The sequence below is a fragment of the Paraburkholderia sp. RHO2 genome (assembly GCF_050955445.1).
Lineage (GTDB): Bacteria > Actinomycetota > Actinomycetes > Mycobacteriales > Mycobacteriaceae > Prescottella > Prescottella agglutinans_A.
The window spans coordinates 919,271-937,009 of the sequence record NZ_CP162617.1 but is presented as its reverse complement, the minus strand read 5'-3'; the positions used below and the strand labels follow the sequence as shown (position 1 = coordinate 937,009).

Genomic DNA, 17,739 nt, shown 5'->3' with positions numbered 1-17,739 from the left:
AGGCGGGTCGCTTTGCGCACCCAAGTAGCACCGCGAGTCATCTCCTCCGCGGCGGTCTCGATCGCTGCCGCGCTCCTCCTCTCCGCGTGCGGCGGGACGTCGAACTCCGATGCCGACACCGCCGCGGTCTCCCTGCAGAACTGCGGACGCACCGTCACACTCGACGGTCCCGCCGAGCGCGCCGTCACCCTCAACCAGGGCGCCACCGAGTCGGCGCTGTCGATAGGTGCGGAGGGGCAGATGGTCGGCACCGCGTACCTCGACGACACCATCGCCCCCCAGTGGCAGGCCGCGTACGCGCAGGTTCCGGCGCTGGACGAGAAGGACTACCCCAGCCGCGAGGCACTGCTCGAGACCAAGCCGGACCTGGTGCTGTCGTCGTATTCGAGCGCGTTCGACGACAAGGCCGTCGGCTCGCAGGAGTCCCTGGGCGAACTCGGCGTCGCCACCTATGTCTCGCCGTTCGGCTGCAAGGACAAGTCGCAGCGCCCGCCGATCGCGTGGGATTCGATCGCCACCGAAATCACCGACTACGGCACCCTGTTCGGTCGCGAATCCGAGGCCGATGCGGTGGTCGCGCAGATGCGCGAGACGCTCGCCGGCATCGAGTCGACCGCGCCCGCGCGGGGCAAGAGCATCTTCTGGTACGACAGCAACACCGACACCCCGTTCGTCGGCGGCAACGCCGGCGGACCGCAGTTGATCATCGACGCGGTCGGCGGCACCAACGTCTTCGCCGACCTCGACGGCGCATGGGCGGACGGCAGCTGGGAGACGGTGCTGAAGGCGGACCCCGACGTGATTGTCCTGGCCGACGCGTCCTGGGATACCGCGGAGGAGAAGAAGAACTACCTTCGGGGCGATCCCGCGTTGAAGGATCTGAAGGCGGTGCGTGACAACTCCTTCGTCGTGGTGCCGTTCTCGACCACCACGCCCGGCCCGCGCCTGATCGAGGGCGCCACGCTGGTCAGCGAGCAGCTGGGCGGCGGCCGGGCATGAGCGCGCCGGCCCGGTCGCCGCTCCGGGGCGCCGCGACGACCGCCACCGGCTGGTCGGTGGTGCTGGCCGCGCTGCTCGTGACGAGCTGCGCGGCCGGGGTCGCGATCGGGGCGGCGGACCTGTCGATCGGCACCGTGGTCGACGCCATCGCCGGACGCCTCGGCATCGGGCCCGGCACCGATCTGCTGACCACGCACATCGTGGTCGACCTGCGGATGCCGCGGGTGCTGGCGGCCGCGGCCGTCGGCGCGGGTCTCGCGGTGTGCGGCGCCGTGCTGCAGTCGCTCACCGGTAACCAGTTGGCCGACCCCTACCTGCTCGGCATGTCCGGGGGCGCCTCACTGGGGGCGGTCATCGCGCTCGGCACCGGAGCAAGCGCGTTGGGCGCCTTCGGTTTCGGCGCCGTCTCCTCGGCCGCCTTCCTCGGCGCGCTGGGCAGCCTGCTGCTGGTGTTCGTCATCGCGACGTCCCGGTCCGGTGCGCTTCTGCCCGGTCGCCTGGTCCTCGCGGGGATCGCGGTGGGGCAGCTCGCGGCCGCGCTGACGTCGGCGCTGGTGCTGTTCGGCGACCGCGACGCCGCGCACCGGGTACTCACCTGGACCCTCGGCTCGGTGGCCGGCGTGCGGTGGCCGGGGCTGGTCGGAATCCTGATCGTCCTCGCCGTGACGTTGGCCGTCGTGCTCGCACACAACCGGGTGCTGGACTCGTTCGCATTCGGTGAGCGCGCCGCCGCGAGCCTCGGCACCAACGTCGAACGCTCGCGCTGGGTCCTGTACGCGGTCGCGTCGCTGTGCACGGCGGCACTCGTCGCGCAGGCCGGGGTGATCGGATTCGTCGGCCTCGTCGTGCCCCACGCCGCGCGGATGCTCGTCGGTCCCCTGCACGCGCGCCTGCTTCCGGTGGTGGCCCTGCTCGGCGCCCTGCTGCTGGTGTGGGCCGACATCGTGGCGCGCACCGTCGTGCCGGGACGCGAACTGCCGATCAGCATCGTCACCGCGGTCGTCGGGGTGCCGGTGTTCGTGCTGCTGCTGCGGCGCCGGGGAGCCCGCTCATGAGCCACCACTCCCCCGAGATCCGCGTCGAGGACGTGACATGGTCGGCGGGCGGAACCACGATTCTCGACGGCGTGACCTGCCGTGCGCCGTCGAGACGGTTCACCGGACTGATCGGCCCGAACGGTTCCGGCAAGACGTCGCTGCTGTCCGCGATCGCCCGGCTCGAGCGCCCCGAACGCGGACAGGTGGTGATCGACGACCGGCCCGCAGCCGAGATGCACCGTCGCGAGTTCGCGCGGACCGTCGCACTGGTGGAACAGCATTCGGCTACCGAGCTGGAGCTGACGGTGGAGCAGATCGTCGAGCTCGGGGTGATTCCGCACCGCGGCGGCTGGGCCCGACCGGCCGCGGTCGGCACAGCCGACGTGGTCACCGAGAGCCTTGCCATGGCCGGCATCACCGAACTACGGCACCGGTTGTGGCACAGCCTGTCCGGTGGCGAGAAGCAGAAGACACAGCTCGCACGAGCGTTCGCGCAGCGCCCCTGCGTGTTGCTCCTCGACGAGCCCACCAACCACCTCGACGTCTCCGCGTCGCTCGATCTCCTCGACCTGATCCGCCGCCGCGGCCTCACCACCGTGGCCGCGATGCACGACCTGAACCTGGCGGCGATGTACTGCGACCACCTGGTGGTCCTGCACCGCGGCCGGGTCGTCACCGAGGGCACACCCGAAGCCGTGCTCACCGAGGAACTACTCGCGGACGTCTACGGGCTCGACGCGTTGGTGCAGACGCATCCCCGAACCGGGCGCCCCCTGGTGGTGCTGTGCAGCGCCGCCACGGACACTGAAAGGTCTTTGCCATGAACCCGATTCGACCCGGCCGGTGGGCGATCCTCACCGCCCCGACCGACCGCGGCGACGACCCCCGCGACCAGCTGAGAGCCGCACTCGAGGCCCTGCGCGAGCGTCACCCGGACACCGAGTTCCGCACCGCCGTCCTCGGCGGATCCGGGCCCGCGATCGCCGTGGTCCTCGACGAGGCGGCCGACGCGGGGGCGAGCGAGGTCGTCGTGATCAGCGCGCAGACCGTGCTCGACCGCAAGATCGACGCGTGGTTCCGCCGCGTCATCGGGCACTGGCTGCGGGAACGGTCCGGGAGACCGACACCCGAGGTCCGGATCGCGGGCCCGCTCACCGACACCGCGAACTACACGGACCTGCTGGACGCCGCGCTCACCGGACCGACCACGCCGGCCCGCACCACCACCGCACCGCTGACCTCCCCCGCCTGGGACGAGGTCCCCGGCTTCGCCCGCCACGTCCTGGTGTGCCGGGGTCCGCGCTGCTCGGCCCGCGGCGGCCCGGAAACCGCGGCGGCCCTGGACGACGCACTCGAGGCACGCGGCCTGGGCGACGACGACGTGCTCGTCACCCAGACCGGCTGCATGTTCCCGTGCTCGCAGGCGCCCGTCGTCGCGGTGTACCCGGACGACACCTGGTACGCCGGACTCAGCGCCGACCGCGTCGACCGGTTCGTCGACGAGCACCTCGTCGCGGGTCGGTCGATCACCGAGTGGCGCGGCGCCAGGCGCGGATCTGCGATCCTGGAGTCATGACCTCCCCCGCCCGCGTCACCATCACTTACTGCACACAGTGCAACTGGCTGCTCCGCGCCGGCTGGATGGCGCAGGAACTGCTGAACACCTTCGGAACCGACCTCGGCGAGGTGGCACTCGTCCCGGGCACCGGCGGCATCTTCCAGGTCACCGCCGGCGAGAATCTCGTATGGGATCGCAAGCGCGACGGCGGGTTTCCCGACATCGTGACGCTCAAGAAGCTTGTGCGCGACGTCGTCGTACCGGACCGCGATCTCGGGCACGCGGATCGCGCACGTAACGACTGACCTCGAGGTCTTGACGGTCGCTCGACCAGCGACCACGCTTGATCACAGGCATGTGCGGGTGCACCACATCCCGTGAACCGGCCGACCCCCGTCGCGCGTCGGCCGCAGTGAAACAGCTGTGCGACTGCACGATGGAGCTGAGACAGCCATGACCACCGATCAGGTAGAAACCGGCGCAAGCGATTCGGACACCACCGATGCGATCGCCGACACCGTCGCCAGAATGAAGGCGACTCACTCGAGCGGACGAACCAAGCCCGCGCGATGGCGGATCGAGCAATTGCGCGGCCTCGAGCGGATGCTCGACGAGCGTGAGGACGAGATCACTCGTGCCCTCGCCGAGGATCTCGGGCGCGACTCCTTCGAGTCCTGGCTGGTCGACATTCTCGTCACCAAGCTCGAGGCCGCCTACGCACGCAAACGGGTGCGCCTGTGGATGCGCGGCCGGCCGCAGGCACTACCCCTGCACCAGATGCCCGCTCTGGGATGGGTGCAGTACGAGCCGCTCGGGGTGGTGCTCGTCATCGGGGCATGGAACGCTCCGCTGGCGGTCACCCTGGGACCGCTCGTCGCCGCCCTCTCGGCAGGGAACTGCGCCGTGGTCAAGCCGTCGGAGCTGGCGCCCGCGTCGTCGCGGCTGATGGCTCGGCTGCTCCCCGAGTACCTCGACGCCGAAGCCGTCGCCGTGATCGAGGGTGACGGGCACACCACCCAGACCCTGCTCGCGCACGGCTTCGATCACGTGTTCTTTACCGGCGGCACCGAGATCGGCCGGAAGATCCTGGCCGGTGCCGCGCCGCAGCTGACGCCGGTGACCCTCGAACTCGGAGGAAGGAACCCGGCGATCGTCATGGCAGACGCGGACCTCGCCGTCACCGCCCGCCGCATCGCCTGGACGAAGGTGGTCAACTCCGGCCAGTCCTGCATCGCGGCGGACTACGTGCTGGTCGAACGCACGGTCCGGGACGAGCTGGTCCGGCAAATCATCCACAGCCTCAACGAGTTCCAGTCCGAGGGGCGTGCGCAGGGCATACGGATAGTCGACGAGCGGCATTTCAACCGGCTGGTCGGCTATCTCACGAGTACCGAGGCCACCGTTGCGCTCGGTGGGGGCTCCGATCCCGCCGCGCTGACACTCGAGCCCACCGTGCTCGTGGACCCTAGCCCCGACGAACCCGTCATGCGGGAGGAGATCTTCGGGCCGATCCTCCCGGTGCTCGCCGTAGATTCATTGGACGACGCGATCGCCTTCGTGAACGCGCGACCGAAACCCCTTGCCGCGTACATCTTCACGAGGTCGATACGGACTCACCGTCGTGTGCTGTCGGAAGTCAGCTCCGGAGGAGCGGTGGTCAACCACCTCTCGTACCAACTTTTAGTGCCCCAACTCCCGTTCGGCGGCGTCGGCTCGAGTGGGATGGGTCGATACCACGGCAGGTGGGGTTTCGAGACCCTCAGCCACCGAAAGGGTGTGCTGCTCAAGTCGTTCAAGCCCGATCCCCGATTCGCGTACCCTCCCTACACGGAGCGAGCCGCCAGGTTGATCCGACGGATGTACCGGGCCTGAGAAGCGCAGCGACAACGCATCCAGGAGGATCCATGACCACGAGCACTGCGACAGCACCCCGGACCCTGTGTGAGGCGTTCCAGGCCACCACAGCCACTCACCCTGACGCCGTTGCGCTCCGCACCCCCGGCGGCACCGTCGTCATCACGTGGCGCCAGTACGCGCACCGGGTCCGCCGGATCGCCGCGGGACTGGCGAACCTCGGTGTCCGCCACGGCGACACCGTCGGGATCATGCTGACCAACCGGCCCGAGTTCCACCTGGTCGACACCGGCGCTCTGCACGCGGGCGCGACCCCGTTCTCGGTGTACAACACGCTCGCCCCCGAGCAGCTGAACTACGTGGTCACCAATGCCGGAAACCGAATCATGTTCTGCGAGAAGCAGTTCCCGCCTGTCCTGCGGAGAGCAGTCGAAGGCACCGCCGTCAAGCCTACGTCGTCGCCCTGCTCACGCTGGACCCCGACGCCGCGGCCGCCTTCGCGACCCGCACCGGCATCGACGACGGCTCACCCGGCGATGTCGCGTCGAATCCCTTGATAAACGCGGAGATCGAGCGCGCCGTCGCGTCGTCCAACGAGCAACTCTCCCGTGTCGAACAGGTCAAGAAGTTCACCCTGCTCCCGGTGGTCTGGGAGCCGGGCGGTGACGAGTTCACACCGACGATGAAGCTGCGCCGAGGGCCCATCGACTCTAAGTACGCACGTGAGATCGAGGCACCTGTACGCGCGCTGAGGATCCGATCGGTTCACGCCGCGACGGCACGGAACGCCGTGGGGCTCATGCCGTAGCGGGCGGTGAAGGCGCGACTGAACGCGGCCAGGTCGGCGAACCCGAACCGGGGGATGATCTCCGAGATCGTCGCCGTCGGGCGCGCGATCAAGGCCTCTCGGCACCGCTCCAACCGACGCCCCCGGACCCACTGGGCTACGGTGTGGCCTTCACCCGCGAACAGTCGGTGCAGGGTGCGCGTGGAGATGTAGAACTCGGACGCGATCGTCTGGGGTCCCAGTCGCGGATCCGCCAAGTTCTCCTCGATGAACTGGAGGATCCGCATCAGCAGGTCTTGTGGCGGCGACTCCGCGGTGTCGGTGCACTGCTCGAGCCCCACTGTGACGGTGAGGGCGGCAAGTTCATCCGCCAATCGCATCGCGTTCCGCGCGGACACGTCGACGTCCTCCTGGACGACCCCGGACAGCGTCCTCGACAAGAGGCCGGTCAGCCCCGAGTCGCCGCGCATGGTTCGCGCGGTGAGACGCTCTGATTCACCGTCCGCCAAGTCGATTCTGTCCCGGTTCCAGGTAAAGCACGTCATGTTCCAGGCGCCAGGGAAGTCCAAACGAAACGGACGTCCGGTCTCGTACACCGCGAAGTCGCCCTTGCCGAGCCGGCAGGTCCGACCATCCTGGGTGACCTGCACGAGGCCTTCCGTGACCAGGCTGACATGGAACAGCTGGGTCGATTCCGCCGCCGAAACCATGCGGCTCGTCCGGACTACCGACTGCCCACTGGACCTCAGCTCGACTGCGGACAGGTGGCCGATGTCCTTGAGCTCGGCGTAACCACGACACGAGTCCCGCTCGTCGGGGACGATGTCGACGGACACGAACCATTCGCGAATCAGGTCTGTCCACGCACTTGCAGTGTCCGCAGACGCACTCTGGGTGTCCGCCGGCGAACGGAGAGAGAGTTCCTGATCCTCCATCGCGACCGCTTCACACTTCTCGGTGGTATTCCGTGTAGACAGATCGAGAATCGTTCCACCGCAACGAGACAACCGGTCTGTTCTGCGCCGTTCAGGCGCTTCTGACACTCAAACACAACCACGTGGCGCTCACAAGCAAATCCCTCAGCCGTTCCTTGTCCCATGATTGTTGTTGCACGCACACTGGAACGTCACGGGAAGTAGTTCGATGCTCGAGGCTCACACGTCGCGCAGCCGTATCGGTTTTGACTGCCACTACGACGCACCTGCACGGAGGCTGCTGCCGCCGATCAACCCGATCCACCCCGACCTGGACGCCTCTCGCCGCGTCGAGACTTACGAGTTCGACACCGGAACGATCGTCTCCGCGCGGCCGACACTCCCGACGTCACCCCGTCGACAGGTCGACGACTCGTTTCCGGAGGTGATCGCCGTGGTGGAACTCGAGAGCGGCACCTGGATCTGCGCGTGGATCACCGGTTGCACCTTCGACGCCTGTGCCCCGGCCACACGGGTGGCGGCCGAACCGTCCCAGGGCCTGGACGGCCTGCCGGTCTTCCGCCTCCGCTGAGCGACGGATGCGATTCAGACCACGCCGGGGATCAGCGCCTTGCGATCGGTCGGATACTCGTCAAACTTCTCCCGGTACCACTTGTGCGTGGCCAGCGCCCGGGGAATGAGATTGCCCGCGGTGATGAGGAAGATGACGACGCCGGCGAGCGACCAGGTCAGCAGTGCGAAACCGGCCCAGGCGATCAGCTCACCGAGATATGCGGGGCTGGAGACGAATCGGAAGCCGCCACCCATCGGGATGCGGTACTCGGCGGCGCCGGGGTTGTTCTTGTCGCGCAGGTTGCGGACGATCGACTCGGAGCTCACCAGCAGTGCGAAGCCGCACAGGTAGATCACCAGACCGATCAGGAACCGCGGATCGGTGAGCCATTCAGTGCCGTACTGGTGCATGTAGTCGTGGCTGAAGAACGCGCCGTTGAGGTAGCCGTGCATCGAGGTGACGATGACGCCCATTGCGATCACCGAGACGTTGAACGTGCTGCGCTTGCCTGGGACCTGCCGGATCGACAGCGGGAAGAACCAGCCACGGTTTGCGTAGTGCAGCAGCCACACCGCGGCCAGCACCATCGACGTGGGCTCGAACCGGTTGGGGCCGGTGAGATAGAAGATGGCGAACACGACGGTCGCGGGGATCTCCATCAGCCACCACCCGAGCTTCGGGTTCAGATTGAAGCCGAGATTCGTCGACGAGAAGCGCCCGTACGAACTCTGCGCAAAGAACCCGCCGACGACGACGAACGCGGCGAACGCGAACGCGCATGTCAGGACGGTGTCGTAGACGGTGTTGCCGGTGTACCAGTGCATCGAGATCCTTCGGTGGGCGTGGTCGGCACAGCACTGACCAACCGGCCACACCCACCACGGACATGCAACGAACTGGAACGTGTTCTACCATGAGCCGCCGCATGCCCGGGCGGTTTCGGCAGCTTTCCTGAACACCCGTCCATCTTCGTCCGCACGGAGGCGGCGGCGGTCGCGCTCGTCAGTCCGGCCGCGGCCCGAAGGTGTCGAGCATGACGATCGGCCGGTCGTCACCCCTCGACTTCGCTTCGATCTCGAGCAGGCCCGCGAACGCCTTCGCGGTGTAGACGGGATCGAGGGGGACGTCGTACTCGGTCCCGACGCGCTGCGCCGCCCGGCCTTCCGCGGTGGCGTATCCGTATCCGGGACCGAGGTATTCACGGGTCACCGTGAGCTGGGCCGCGTCGAGGTCGACGTCGTCGAATCTCGCCCCGCGGCGACGCAGCAGGGACTCGGTCCGCCCGGCGAGGTCCCGGATCTCGCGCGGACCGAGTGGGAGAGTGTCGTTGACGACGACCGCGACGACGCCGGTGCGGAGCCCAGCCAGTTGCAGCCCCAGCAGCAGGCCGGCGACGGTTCCGCCGGAGCCGACCGGGGCGACGACCTGCGCCGGCTCCGGTATGTCACCGGCCTCCACCTGCGCAGCCAACTCCAGCCCCACCTCGACGTAGCCGACCGCCCCGATCGGGGAGGAACCACCCGGCGGCAGGTAGTACGGCAGTCGGCCACCGCGGACATTGCGGAGCATCAGGTACGGCGCGGCCGCGAACGTGCGGAACTTGTTCCGGGTGAAGTGCAGCGCGGCGCCGGACCTCTCCAACCGGCCGAGCTGAGCGCGGACGTGGTCGTCCACCGGCTGGTCGATCAGCGCGACGGCCGTCTCGATGCCGAACTGCTTGGCATACAACGCCGTCGCCAGGCCCCAGTTGGTGCCGAGACCACCGACGGTGATGATCCGCTTGGACTTGCGGGCGATCACGTCCGGGATGATCCACTCGAGCTTGCGTACCTTGTTGCCGCCCCAGCCGCCGGAGCCGTACACGCTGTCGTCCTTGAGCCAGATCCGGTTTCGGGTTCCGAGCCCTTCGAGTCGCCGGACCGGGGTGGGCGATTCGCCGAGGCGGACATGGGGTAGGGACTCGACGAGTTCCGGGAAGCGCCGATGCAGGTGGGGCGGTGTGGTCGTCACGTCACGCATCCTGCACACCGAGCCGTCCGCGGATCGAACCGGCCAGGTAGTCGAGGTCGGGCCGCGGCGCCGCACCGGGCCGACCCCGCAGCCCGAACCCGTCGCCCGCGGTCCGCGGCACCACGTGCAGGTGCACGTGGAACACCTCCTGACCTGCCGCGACGCCGTCGGCGAGGAAGAAGTTGATTCCGTCCGCCTCCACCGTGCTCGCCCGCAACGCCGCGGCCATCCGCTGTCCCACCTGGAACAGGCGTCCGCCGTCGGCCGGATCGAGCGCGGCCAGGTTCGCGGCGTGCGTCTTGGGCACCACGAGCAGATGACCGGGCGTGAACGGCCGGATGTCCATGAAGGCGATCGTGTGTTCGTCGTCGTACACGATGCTGGACTCGGCCTCGCCCGCGATGATGGCGCAGAAGACGCAGTGGCTCATGGTGAACGATGTTATGTCGCGAACGCCGGAGCGACGTAGCTTCGTACCATGTGTCGTTCTGCCTCGTCGTCCGACGCGGGCCAGGCGAGCAGCATCAGCACCACGCGGACGATCCACTGCCCCGCCTCGTCGTCGGCAGCGATTCCGGCAAGTGTCGTGGCGAGCCGGGTGAGATCGGGTGAGGCCGCGAGGTAGTCGTCGGCCGCGCCGGTGCGGGTGTGCGCGAACCAGTGGGACAGCGTCGGATCCGCGCGAACCGCAACCACCGACGTCAGGATCGCCTCGACGACCCGGTCCGCGCCGCCCAACCCGTCGACCGCGCGCAGTACGCGGTCGGCTACCCGCGCCGCGGCTGCCGAGACGACCGCCCCCACCAACGCGGGCTTGCCTCCGACGTAGCGGTACAGCGTCGCCCGCGAACACCCCGCGCGCACTGCGATATCGAGGGCGCTGACCCGGTCGAACCCGCGCTCGAGAAACAGTTCCGTCGCGGCTGCCGTGATCCGCTCGACCGCGAGCGCGCGGCGACGCCCGCCCGCCAACCAGTCGTCCACTCCCCCGGCCATGCGCCCTCCGATCATCTCCACCAGTTCGTCTCAGTGTGAGACACAAGTACCGATTCGTCTACAACGGATGTACCCGGTCACCAGCGCGGACGGGCGTAACGGCATACGACGCCGAGACGGCTGGAAACCCGAGGTGGATGGCCGATTCTCACTTCTCGTAGAGGCCTTGACACGCATCGCCGACGCCGGGGACGGTGAAGTCACTGCAACACGTTCCACCACCCGGAAGGATCGGCCAGTGAGCACGACGCCAGTGGACGGCATCGACGTCTTCGCCCCAGAACACCTCGACGACCCGTATCCGCTGTACGCCACCCTGCGCGAGCACGCCCCCGTGTTCCGGGTGCCGGGCACCGACTTCCACCTCGTGTCGTCGTGGGCACTGGTGACGGAGGCGCTGGCGCGACCGGAGGACTTCTCGTCGAATCTCACCGGCGTGATGGTGCAGCAGCCCGACGGTCCACCCGTCACGTTCGACATGGACGGCGGCGGCCGGGCCGTCCACGTCCTCGCCACCGCCGACGATCCCGCGCACGGGCTGCACCGCAAGCTCGTCCTCGCCGCGCTCGCCAAGCGCATCCGCACGCTCGGCCCCACCGTCGACACGCTCGTCGACGAACTGTGGGACGGCGGACTGGGACCGGACGGTTCGTTCGAGTGGGCCGGCGCCATGGCCGACAAGCTGCCGCTCGCGCTGGTCGCCAGCCTGATCGGGCTGCCGCAGGAGGACGTCCCGCAACTGCTGACGTGGGCGTACGACAGCACCGAGATGATCGGCGGCATCGTGACCGGCGAGCGACTCGGTGCGCTCGTGACATCCGCCGCCGAACTCGCCGGATACCTGCACGCGAAATTCACCGCCGCCAAGGCGGATCCGCAGACCGATCTACTCGGCGTGCTCGCCCACGCGTGCAACGAGGGTGCCCTCACCGACGATGTCGCGGTCCTCGTCCTCATCCAACTGGTGGGGGCGGGCGGTGAGTCGACGGCCGGCCTGATCGCCGGCGGTGCACGCATCCTCGCCACCCGACCCGACTTGCAGGAACGGCTACGCCGCGACCCGACGCTGGTCGATCCGTTCCTCGACGAGGCACTCCGGCTGGAATCGCCGTTCCGCGGACACCACCGGCATGTCGTCGCCGACACCACCCTCGGCGGCGTGCACCTGCCCGCCGGCAGCCACGTCCTGCTGCTGTGGGGCGCCGCCAACCGCGACCCGTCCACGTTCGAGAACCCGGAGGACGTCGTGCTGGACCGCCCGAATCTCAAAGGTCACCTCGCGTTCGGCAAGGGTCTGCACTTCTGCGTCGGGTCGGCACTCGCACGGATGGAGGCACACGCTGCAATCACCGCACTACTCGAGCGCACCACGTCGTTCACTATCGCCGACGGTGCCCGGTGGGTGCCGAGCCTGCTCGTGCGCCGGCACCGCTCCCTGCCACTGCGGATCACGGTCCCGGCCGCGTGAGCGGAGACCTGCAGCGGCCCAGACGAATTGGAAACATCACCCTGCTGTCCCGCTGACCGGAAAACCACCTGCCGACTCCAGGACGCCTACTCTAGTGTGACGGACACCACAGATGGGTTCAGCCCCAGGACAGGAGTTCCGGATGAGCGCACGCGTACCGGTCACCCCGATCGACGCCACCGAAGTAACCGCCTACGACCACGAGACCGACGTCCTGATCATCGGTTACGGCTGCGCCGGCGCGTCCGCCGCACTCGAGGCGAACGCCGCGGGCGCCGACGTGATCCTGCTCGAGCGGCAGAGCGGCGGCGGCGGATCGTCGGCGCTGTCCGGAGGCGAGATGTACCTGGGCGGCGGCACGCCCATCCAGGAGGCGTGCGGGTTCACCGACACCGCCGATGACATGGAGAAGTTCCTGCTCGCCGCGCTCGGCCCGGACGCCGACCGGGAGAAGGTGGGACTCTACAGCCGCGAGAGCGTCGCCCACTACCGGTGGCTCGTCGACCACGGCGTGCCGTTCAAGCCGTCGCTGTGGGACTCCCCCACCTGGGTGCCGCCGACCGACGACGGCCTGATGTGGATGGGCGAGAACGCCTATCCGTTCTACGAGATCGCCGAACCGGCGCCCCGTGGGCACCGCGTCACCTCGGACGGTTTCGGCGGCAAGGTGCTGATGGCGGTGCTCAGCGAGGCCGTCACGAAGACCGACGTCGCCGTCCACACCGACACCACCGCACTGCGGCTGATCCTCGACGGCGACCGGGTCGTCGGCGTGGTCGCCCGGCATTTCAACGACACCGTCACCTACCGTGCCCGACGCGGCGTGATCATCACGACCGGCGGGTTCGCCGACAACAAGGAGATGCTCGCGCAGCACGCGCCGCAGCTCGTCGGGCTGGGCGTCAACAGCGACGGCGGCGACGACGGCCGCGGCATCGTGATCGCGCAGGCCGTCGGCGCGGCCGTCAAGCACATGTCCGCCGGTCAGGTCGGGATCTCGCTGGTGCCCGGAATGATGGTGCGCGGCATGATCGTCGACAGCGTCGGCCACCGGTTCATCAACGAGGACGTCTACCCCGGACTGGTGGGCCAGGCGGCCCTGTTCAAGCACAACCTGAAGGTGTGGGTCATCCTCGACGAGCAGGCGTACGAAGAGGTACCGGTCGAGGAGCGTTGGGGCGTGCAACCGCATTTCGTCGCCGAGACCCTCGAGGAACTCGAGCGCGAGATCGGCATGCCGGAGGGCGCGCTGCAGAACACGGTCGGCGAGTACAACCGGTTCGCGGAGAAGGGCGAGGACCCCTACTTCCACAAGTCGGCGCGCTGGCTGCGGCCGCTGCAGTCGCCGTTCGCGGCGATCGACGTCCGCCGCGGCATGGCCCCGCCGGAGTACGGCGACGGTGGCACGGGTGGTGGCGGTGCCGAGGTGTTCACCATCGGCGGACTGCGCACCACCGTCGACGGCGCGGTCCTAGACCTCGACGGGAACGCGATCCCCGGGCTCTTCGCGGCCGGCCGCGCGACGTCGGGCCTGCACTCGTGGGGCTACATCAGCGGCACCTCGCTCGGCGACGGCACATTCTTCGGCCGTCGCGCGGGTGTCGCCGCCGCGGGCGAGTAGCGCGGCATAGCGTCCGCCGAGCGCGCGCAGCTCCTCGTGGGTGCCGCGCTCGGCGCCGCGCCCGCGGTCGAGGACCACGATCTGATCGGCGTCCTGGATCGTCGAGAGCCGATGCGCGATCGTGATCGTCGTCCGGCCGCGGCTGACGACGTCGAGCGCGGCCTGCACCGCCCGCTCGGTCTCGTTGTCGAGGGCGCTGGTGGCCTCGTCGAGCACCAGGATCCGCGGGTCCCGCAATAGGGTTCGCGCGATCGCGATGCGCTGCTTCTCGCCACCGGAGAACCGGTGACCGCGCGCGCCGACCACGGTGTCGTACCCGTCGGGCAGCGACGCGATCAGCTCGTGCACCTGCGCGGCCCGTGCCGCGTCCTCGATCTCGGCGTCCGACGCGTCGGGCCGGGCGTGCCGCAGGTTCTCCCGGATCGTCGCGTGCAGCAGGTACGTCTCCTGCGACACGACACCGACCAGTTCGGACAGCTCGGCGAGCCGGATGTCACGCAGGTCGACACCGTCGATCGTCACCCGGCCGGACGTCGGGTCGTGCAGCCGGGCGACGAGGGACGCCAGAGTGGTCTTGCCGGAACCGGTTTCGCCGACCAGCGCCAGCGACGATCCGGCCGGCACGTCGATCGTGACGTCGGTCAGGGCGTCCCGGTCGGCATTCTCGTAGCGGAACCCGACGTGCTCGAAGTGCACCGCACCGGCGACGGCCTTCCGCGGCATCGGCACCGGATGCTCCGGGTCGTCGATCTCCACCGGCAGGTCGAGGTACTGGAAGATCCGGCTGAACAGGGCCAGCGAACTCGTCACGGACACACCGACGTCGAGCAGGCCCATCAGCGGACGGAACAGCGTCGTCTGCAGCCCGGTGAACGCGACCAGGGTGCCGATCGTCATGCCGCCCGACGTCGCGGGCAGGCCGGCAGCGAGATACAGCAGCGCGGGGATCGCCGAGAAGATGATGCTCATCGTCGCCATCCGCCACCGACCGGACAGCTGCGAGCGGACCTCGAGATCGACCAGGCGCGTGGACGTCTCGGCGAACCGCTCCGACATCGCCGGCCCGGCCCCGATGGTCTTGCCCAGTTGGATGCCGCTGATCGATAAGCTCTCCTCGATCTGGGTCTGCATGTCCGCCAACGCCTTCTGACGCCGCGTGGTGATTTCGCGCCGCATGAGCGCGACCTTGCGGGTGAGCCAGATCGCCGGCGGCAGCACGATCAGTGAGAGCAGCGACAGCCGCCAGCTGAGGACCGCCATCGCGACCGCGGTGCCGACCACCGTCGTCACGTTGGACGCGATCGACGTCGCGGTCGACGTCACCACCGTCTGCATGCCGCCGATGTCGTTGGTGAGGCGGGACTGGATCTCGCCGCCGCGGGTGCGGGTGAAGAATCCGAGCGACTGGCGTTGCAGGTGTGTGAATACCCGGGTGCGCAGGTTGTGCATGATCCGCTGCCCGACGGTTGTCGAGATCCATGTCTGCACCACCCCGAACACCGCCGTCGCGACGGTGATCGCGAGCATCGCGACCACGGTCCACACCAGCAGCGCCACGTCCTGCTCCGGGATCGCGCGGTCGATGACCTCCCGGACGAGGAACGGGTTGGCGAGCGAGATCGTCGACGACGCCACGATGAGCGCGACGACCACGGCGATCTGCCAGCGGTACGGCGCGAACAGGGCGCCGATCCGCCGCAGGCTGACGGGAGAGTCCTCGAGCTGGGCGCGGTCTGCGGGATCGACCTTGCGGGTACGCATCGGACCGCCGCCGGGTCCGCCGAAATGAGGGCTTGTCATACAACCACCCCTCTCAGATGCCGGGGCAAGCCTATTGCTGAGGTTGCCTCAACATGAGGTAGCTGTCAAGTGAGGTAGGCTCCATCACCATGAGGGAGGTATCAGCCGAAGAGCTGCGCGACCTGGTGATGGCGACGTCGCGGTCGCTGCGTCGGGGCTGGTTCGCCGCCCTCGAGCCGTGGGATTTGTCGCCGCACGAGTTCCGGGCCCTGCGCGTCATCGGCACCGAATCCGACGGCCGTCCCCGGCTCGGCGCCGTCGCGAAGGCCCTGCGCATCGCGCCCCGCTCGGCCACCGAGGTGGTCGACCGACTCGAGAAGCGCGGCCTGGTCGACCGCGTCGCCGACGACGTCGATCGCCGCGCGGTGTGCGTCCGGCTCACCGAGACCGGTCGCCAGCTTCTGGACGAGATGTCCGCTGCCCGCGACGCCCGGGCCGTCGGCTTCTTCGCTCCGCTCGACGAGCATGACCGCGCCGAACTGAGCCGCATCCTCGACAAGCTCACCGCCGACGCCGCCTGCTGACGCCGCCGAGGTGCGCCTCGGTTCATCCGTCGACGGACCGAACCCTCCACTTGCCGGCGTCGGCGGGGAGACGGATCCGTCCGCACAGTCCAGGACGATCCGTGTTTCCGAAATGTGTGGAAATCCGCTGATACCGACGCGACACCACGCCGGTTTGAATGCCCGGGACAGGCCCGAGCAGCGGGCCGCGCACGCGAAGGCGGTCCGTCCATGGCGTTGTTCTCCCGGTCTCTCGTTGCCCGCGCCGTTGCGGGCACGACGGCGGCTGCCCTGCTGTCCACCTTGCCGGCCTGCAGTTCGCTGGAGAGCGACGTGGCCACGCCACTGATGCCCTTTCGTGACAGTCCGACTGCTGCAGCCGACGGCCGCATCCGATACGACGCGCCGCTGTCACCATTCGACGACACTCACGCCGCGCTGACCAACCTCGAGCCGGCGTTGCGCGCCGCACTCCGGCGTGCGGCGGCGGACGCCGAGGCCGACGGCGTCCGGATGGACGTCACCAGTGGGTGGCGCAGCCCGCGTTATCAACAGGAGCTCCTCGACGACGCCGTCCTGACCTACGGCAGCGAGGCCGAAGCGCGGCGGTGGGTCAACACCCCCGAGAGGTCGACACACGTCTCCGGCCGCGCCGTCGATATCGGGCCGACCGACGCCCTCAGCTGGCTTTCCCAGCACGGTGCCGACTACGGGTTGTGCCAGACCTACGCCAACGAGATGTGGCACTTCGAACTGGCGGAGGGTCCGGGTGGCACGTGCCCGGTCCAAGTTGCCGACGCGTCGGCCGCTCCGTGGCGGTGACAGCCAGTTTCCCCGGTACGTTCGCGATCGATCTCCGCACCCAAGATTTTCGATATACCGACGATATGCCCCGACTCGTAGTATCGAGTCCATGCGTGTGCTGATCGTCGAGGACGAGCCGTTCATGGCGGAAGCGATCCGTGACGGCCTCCGTCTGGAGGCGATCGCAGCAGACATCGCCGGCGGCGGCGCGTCCGCGTTGGAACTGCTGAGCGTCAACTCCTACGACATCGCCATCCTGGATCGCGACATCCCCGGCCCTTCCGGCGACGAAGTGGCCCGACGCATTGTGGCGTCCGGTAGCGGGATGCCCATCCTCATGCTCACCGCCGCCGATCGTCTCGACGACAAGGCCACCGGATTCGAACTCGGCGCGGACGACTACCTCACGAAACCATTCGAGCTCAAAGAACTCGTGCTCCGGCTTCGCGCCCTCCACCGACGGCGCGTTCATCACAGACCGCCGGTGCGGGAGATCGCGGGCCTGCGGCTGGACCCGTTCCGTCGCGAGCTCTACCGCAACGGCCGATACATCGCACTCACCCGCAAGCAGTTCGCAGTGCTCGAAGTCCTCGTCGCCGCCCAAGGCGGTGTCGTCAGTGCCGAAGAGCTCCTCGAGCGGGCCTGGGACGAGAACGCGGACCCGTTCACCAACGCCCCCCGCATCACCATCTCGGCACTGCGCAAACGACTCGGCGAACCCTGGGTCATCGCCACAGTGCACGGAGTCGGGTACCGCATCGACACCACAGCAGACAGCGAAGATGTCGAGCGCGATCGTGGATAGAGCGCCCGG

General features: G+C 68.7%; 19 protein-coding genes and 1 pseudogene. 14 read left to right on the top strand and 6 right to left on the bottom strand.

The annotated features are described in order from the left end of the window. Positions 1-12 precede the first annotated feature (12 nt). The 8 genes from ABTV10_RS04190 (at position 13) to ABTV10_RS04155 (ending at position 6,256) form a co-directional block, all read left to right on the top strand. Positions 13-999 carry an ABC transporter substrate-binding protein gene (locus ABTV10_RS04190; RefSeq protein WP_499032765.1) on the top strand — a complete coding sequence of 329 codons (987 nt, stop codon included), beginning with the start codon at positions 13-15 and terminating at the stop codon, positions 997-999. Then, the gene (locus ABTV10_RS04185; RefSeq protein WP_499032763.1) at positions 996-2,054 is read left to right on the top strand and encodes a FecCD family ABC transporter permease; all 1,059 of its coding nucleotides are present in this window, start codon (positions 996-998) and stop codon (positions 2,052-2,054) included. Before ABTV10_RS04190 ends, ABTV10_RS04185 begins: the two co-directional genes overlap by 4 nt. After that, complete coding sequence (locus tag ABTV10_RS04180) at positions 2,051-2,860, top strand: ABC transporter ATP-binding protein (RefSeq protein ID WP_499032762.1); 810 nt, start codon at positions 2,051-2,053, stop codon at positions 2,858-2,860. The genes ABTV10_RS04185 and ABTV10_RS04180 overlap by 4 nt, the downstream gene beginning before the upstream one ends. Then, positions 2,857-3,612, top strand: coding sequence for a (2Fe-2S) ferredoxin domain-containing protein (locus ABTV10_RS04175; protein WP_499032760.1), 756 nt, complete (start codon positions 2,857-2,859; stop codon positions 3,610-3,612). The genes ABTV10_RS04180 and ABTV10_RS04175 overlap by 4 nt, the downstream gene beginning before the upstream one ends. Then, positions 3,609-3,899: an Rdx family protein gene (locus ABTV10_RS04170; protein WP_499032758.1), complete on the top strand. Its 291-nt coding sequence runs from the start codon at positions 3,609-3,611 to the stop codon at positions 3,897-3,899. The genes ABTV10_RS04175 and ABTV10_RS04170 overlap by 4 nt, the downstream gene beginning before the upstream one ends. A gap of 148 nt (positions 3,900-4,047) precedes the next feature. Further along, complete coding sequence (locus ABTV10_RS04165) at positions 4,048-5,466, top strand: aldehyde dehydrogenase family protein (RefSeq protein ID WP_499032757.1); 1,419 nt, start codon at positions 4,048-4,050, stop codon at positions 5,464-5,466. 32 nt (positions 5,467-5,498) lie between these two features. Then, complete coding sequence (locus ABTV10_RS04160; protein WP_499032756.1) at positions 5,499-6,005, top strand: AMP-binding protein; 507 nt, start codon at positions 5,499-5,501, stop codon at positions 6,003-6,005. After that, positions 6,002-6,256, top strand: coding sequence for a hypothetical protein (locus tag ABTV10_RS04155; RefSeq protein WP_499032755.1), 255 nt, complete (start codon positions 6,002-6,004; stop codon positions 6,254-6,256). Before ABTV10_RS04160 ends, ABTV10_RS04155 begins: the two co-directional genes overlap by 4 nt. On the opposite strand, the gene ABTV10_RS04150 is transcribed toward ABTV10_RS04155, so the two are convergent. Further along, the gene (locus tag ABTV10_RS04150; protein WP_499032754.1) at positions 6,214-7,170 is read right to left on the bottom strand and encodes a helix-turn-helix domain-containing protein; all 957 of its coding nucleotides are present in this window, start codon (positions 7,168-7,170) and stop codon (positions 6,214-6,216) included. The genes ABTV10_RS04155 and ABTV10_RS04150 overlap by 43 nt on opposite strands. 208 nt (positions 7,171-7,378) lie before the next feature. Here ABTV10_RS04150 and ABTV10_RS04145 point away from each other — a divergent pair, with 208 nt between their 5' ends. Next, a complete protein-coding gene (locus ABTV10_RS04145) occupies positions 7,379-7,741 on the top strand; it encodes a PhlB family protein (protein WP_499032753.1) in 363 nt (120 codons plus the stop codon). Between the two features lie 14 nt (positions 7,742-7,755). On the opposite strand, the gene ABTV10_RS04140 is transcribed toward ABTV10_RS04145, so the two are convergent. The 4 genes from ABTV10_RS04140 to ABTV10_RS04125 all read right to left on the bottom strand — a co-directional run bounded on the left by ABTV10_RS04140 (position 7,756) and on the right by ABTV10_RS04125 (position 10,729). Beyond that, complete coding sequence (locus ABTV10_RS04140; RefSeq protein ID WP_499032752.1) at positions 7,756-8,547, bottom strand: phosphatidylethanolamine N-methyltransferase family domain-containing protein; 792 nt, start codon at positions 8,545-8,547, stop codon at positions 7,756-7,758. 178 nt (positions 8,548-8,725) lie between these two features. Further along, positions 8,726-9,733 carry a 1-aminocyclopropane-1-carboxylate deaminase/D-cysteine desulfhydrase gene (locus tag ABTV10_RS04135; protein WP_499032751.1) on the bottom strand — a complete coding sequence of 336 codons (1,008 nt, stop codon included), beginning with the start codon at positions 9,731-9,733 and terminating at the stop codon, positions 8,726-8,728. A gap of 1 nt (position 9,734) precedes the next feature. After that, positions 9,735-10,163: an HIT family protein gene (locus ABTV10_RS04130; protein ID WP_499032750.1), complete on the bottom strand. Its 429-nt coding sequence runs from the start codon at positions 10,161-10,163 to the stop codon at positions 9,735-9,737. An 11-nt stretch (positions 10,164-10,174) separates the two neighbouring features. Next, positions 10,175-10,729: a TetR/AcrR family transcriptional regulator gene (locus ABTV10_RS04125; protein ID WP_499032749.1), complete on the bottom strand. Its 555-nt coding sequence runs from the start codon at positions 10,727-10,729 to the stop codon at positions 10,175-10,177. Positions 10,730-10,967: 238 nt separating this feature from the next. Between ABTV10_RS04125 and ABTV10_RS04120 the strand changes: the two genes are divergently transcribed. Continuing rightward, complete coding sequence (locus tag ABTV10_RS04120) at positions 10,968-12,197, top strand: cytochrome P450 (protein WP_499032747.1); 1,230 nt, start codon at positions 10,968-10,970, stop codon at positions 12,195-12,197. Between the two features lie 112 nt (positions 12,198-12,309). Next, positions 12,310-13,752: pseudogene (locus ABTV10_RS04115) on the top strand (FAD-dependent oxidoreductase); the annotation flags it as partial. Here the strand turns inward: ABTV10_RS04115 and ABTV10_RS04110 are convergent. Continuing rightward, positions 13,669-15,618 carry an ABC transporter ATP-binding protein gene (locus ABTV10_RS04110; RefSeq protein WP_499032746.1) on the bottom strand — a complete coding sequence of 650 codons (1,950 nt, stop codon included), beginning with the start codon at positions 15,616-15,618 and terminating at the stop codon, positions 13,669-13,671. The pseudogene ABTV10_RS04115 and the gene ABTV10_RS04110 overlap by 84 nt on opposite strands. An 89-nt stretch (positions 15,619-15,707) precedes the next feature. On the opposite strand from ABTV10_RS04110, the gene ABTV10_RS04105 reads away from it, so the two are divergent. The 3 genes from ABTV10_RS04105 (at position 15,708) to ABTV10_RS04095 (ending at position 17,730) form a co-directional block, all read left to right on the top strand. After that, complete coding sequence (locus ABTV10_RS04105; protein ID WP_499032745.1) at positions 15,708-16,142, top strand: MarR family winged helix-turn-helix transcriptional regulator; 435 nt, start codon at positions 15,708-15,710, stop codon at positions 16,140-16,142. Positions 16,143-16,352: 210 nt separating this feature from the next. After that, positions 16,353-16,943, top strand: coding sequence for a M15 family metallopeptidase (locus tag ABTV10_RS04100; protein ID WP_499032744.1), 591 nt, complete (start codon positions 16,353-16,355; stop codon positions 16,941-16,943). Between the two features lie 91 nt (positions 16,944-17,034). Next, positions 17,035-17,730 carry a response regulator transcription factor gene (locus ABTV10_RS04095; protein ID WP_499032742.1) on the top strand — a complete coding sequence of 232 codons (696 nt, stop codon included), beginning with the start codon at positions 17,035-17,037 and terminating at the stop codon, positions 17,728-17,730. Positions 17,731-17,739: the final 9 nt, after the last annotated feature.

What these genes read in the sequence shown, in the direction of transcription:
- ABTV10_RS04185 (WP_499032763.1), top strand. Translation starts at nt 996, where the DNA reads ATGAGCGCGCCGGCCCGGTCGCCGCTCCGGGGCGCCGCGACGACCGCC.
- ABTV10_RS04180 (WP_499032762.1), top strand. Translation starts at nt 2,051, where the DNA reads ATGAGCCACCACTCCCCCGAGATCCGCGTCGAGGACGTGACATGGTCG.
- ABTV10_RS04175 (WP_499032760.1), top strand. Translation starts at nt 2,857, where the DNA reads ATGAACCCGATTCGACCCGGCCGGTGGGCGATCCTCACCGCCCCGACC.
- ABTV10_RS04170 (WP_499032758.1), top strand. Translation starts at nt 3,609, where the DNA reads ATGACCTCCCCCGCCCGCGTCACCATCACTTACTGCACACAGTGCAAC.
- ABTV10_RS04165 (WP_499032757.1), top strand. Translation starts at nt 4,048, where the DNA reads ATGACCACCGATCAGGTAGAAACCGGCGCAAGCGATTCGGACACCACC.
- ABTV10_RS04160 (WP_499032756.1), top strand. Translation starts at nt 5,499, where the DNA reads ATGACCACGAGCACTGCGACAGCACCCCGGACCCTGTGTGAGGCGTTC.
- ABTV10_RS04150 (WP_499032754.1), bottom strand. Translation starts at nt 7,170, where the DNA reads ATGGAGGATCAGGAACTCTCTCTCCGTTCGCCGGCGGACACCCAGAGT.
- ABTV10_RS04145 (WP_499032753.1), top strand. Translation starts at nt 7,379, where the DNA reads ATGCTCGAGGCTCACACGTCGCGCAGCCGTATCGGTTTTGACTGCCAC.
- ABTV10_RS04140 (WP_499032752.1), bottom strand. Translation starts at nt 8,547, where the DNA reads ATGCACTGGTACACCGGCAACACCGTCTACGACACCGTCCTGACATGC.
- ABTV10_RS04130 (WP_499032750.1), bottom strand. Translation starts at nt 10,163, where the DNA reads ATGAGCCACTGCGTCTTCTGCGCCATCATCGCGGGCGAGGCCGAGTCC.
- ABTV10_RS04125 (WP_499032749.1), bottom strand. Translation starts at nt 10,729, where the DNA reads ATGGCCGGGGGAGTGGACGACTGGTTGGCGGGCGGGCGTCGCCGCGCG.
- ABTV10_RS04110 (WP_499032746.1), bottom strand. Translation starts at nt 15,618, where the DNA reads ATGACAAGCCCTCATTTCGGCGGACCCGGCGGCGGTCCGATGCGTACC.
- ABTV10_RS04105 (WP_499032745.1), top strand. Translation starts at nt 15,708, where the DNA reads ATGAGGGAGGTATCAGCCGAAGAGCTGCGCGACCTGGTGATGGCGACG.
- ABTV10_RS04100 (WP_499032744.1), top strand. Translation starts at nt 16,353, where the DNA reads ATGGCGTTGTTCTCCCGGTCTCTCGTTGCCCGCGCCGTTGCGGGCACG.
- ABTV10_RS04095 (WP_499032742.1), top strand. Translation starts at nt 17,035, where the DNA reads ATGCGTGTGCTGATCGTCGAGGACGAGCCGTTCATGGCGGAAGCGATC.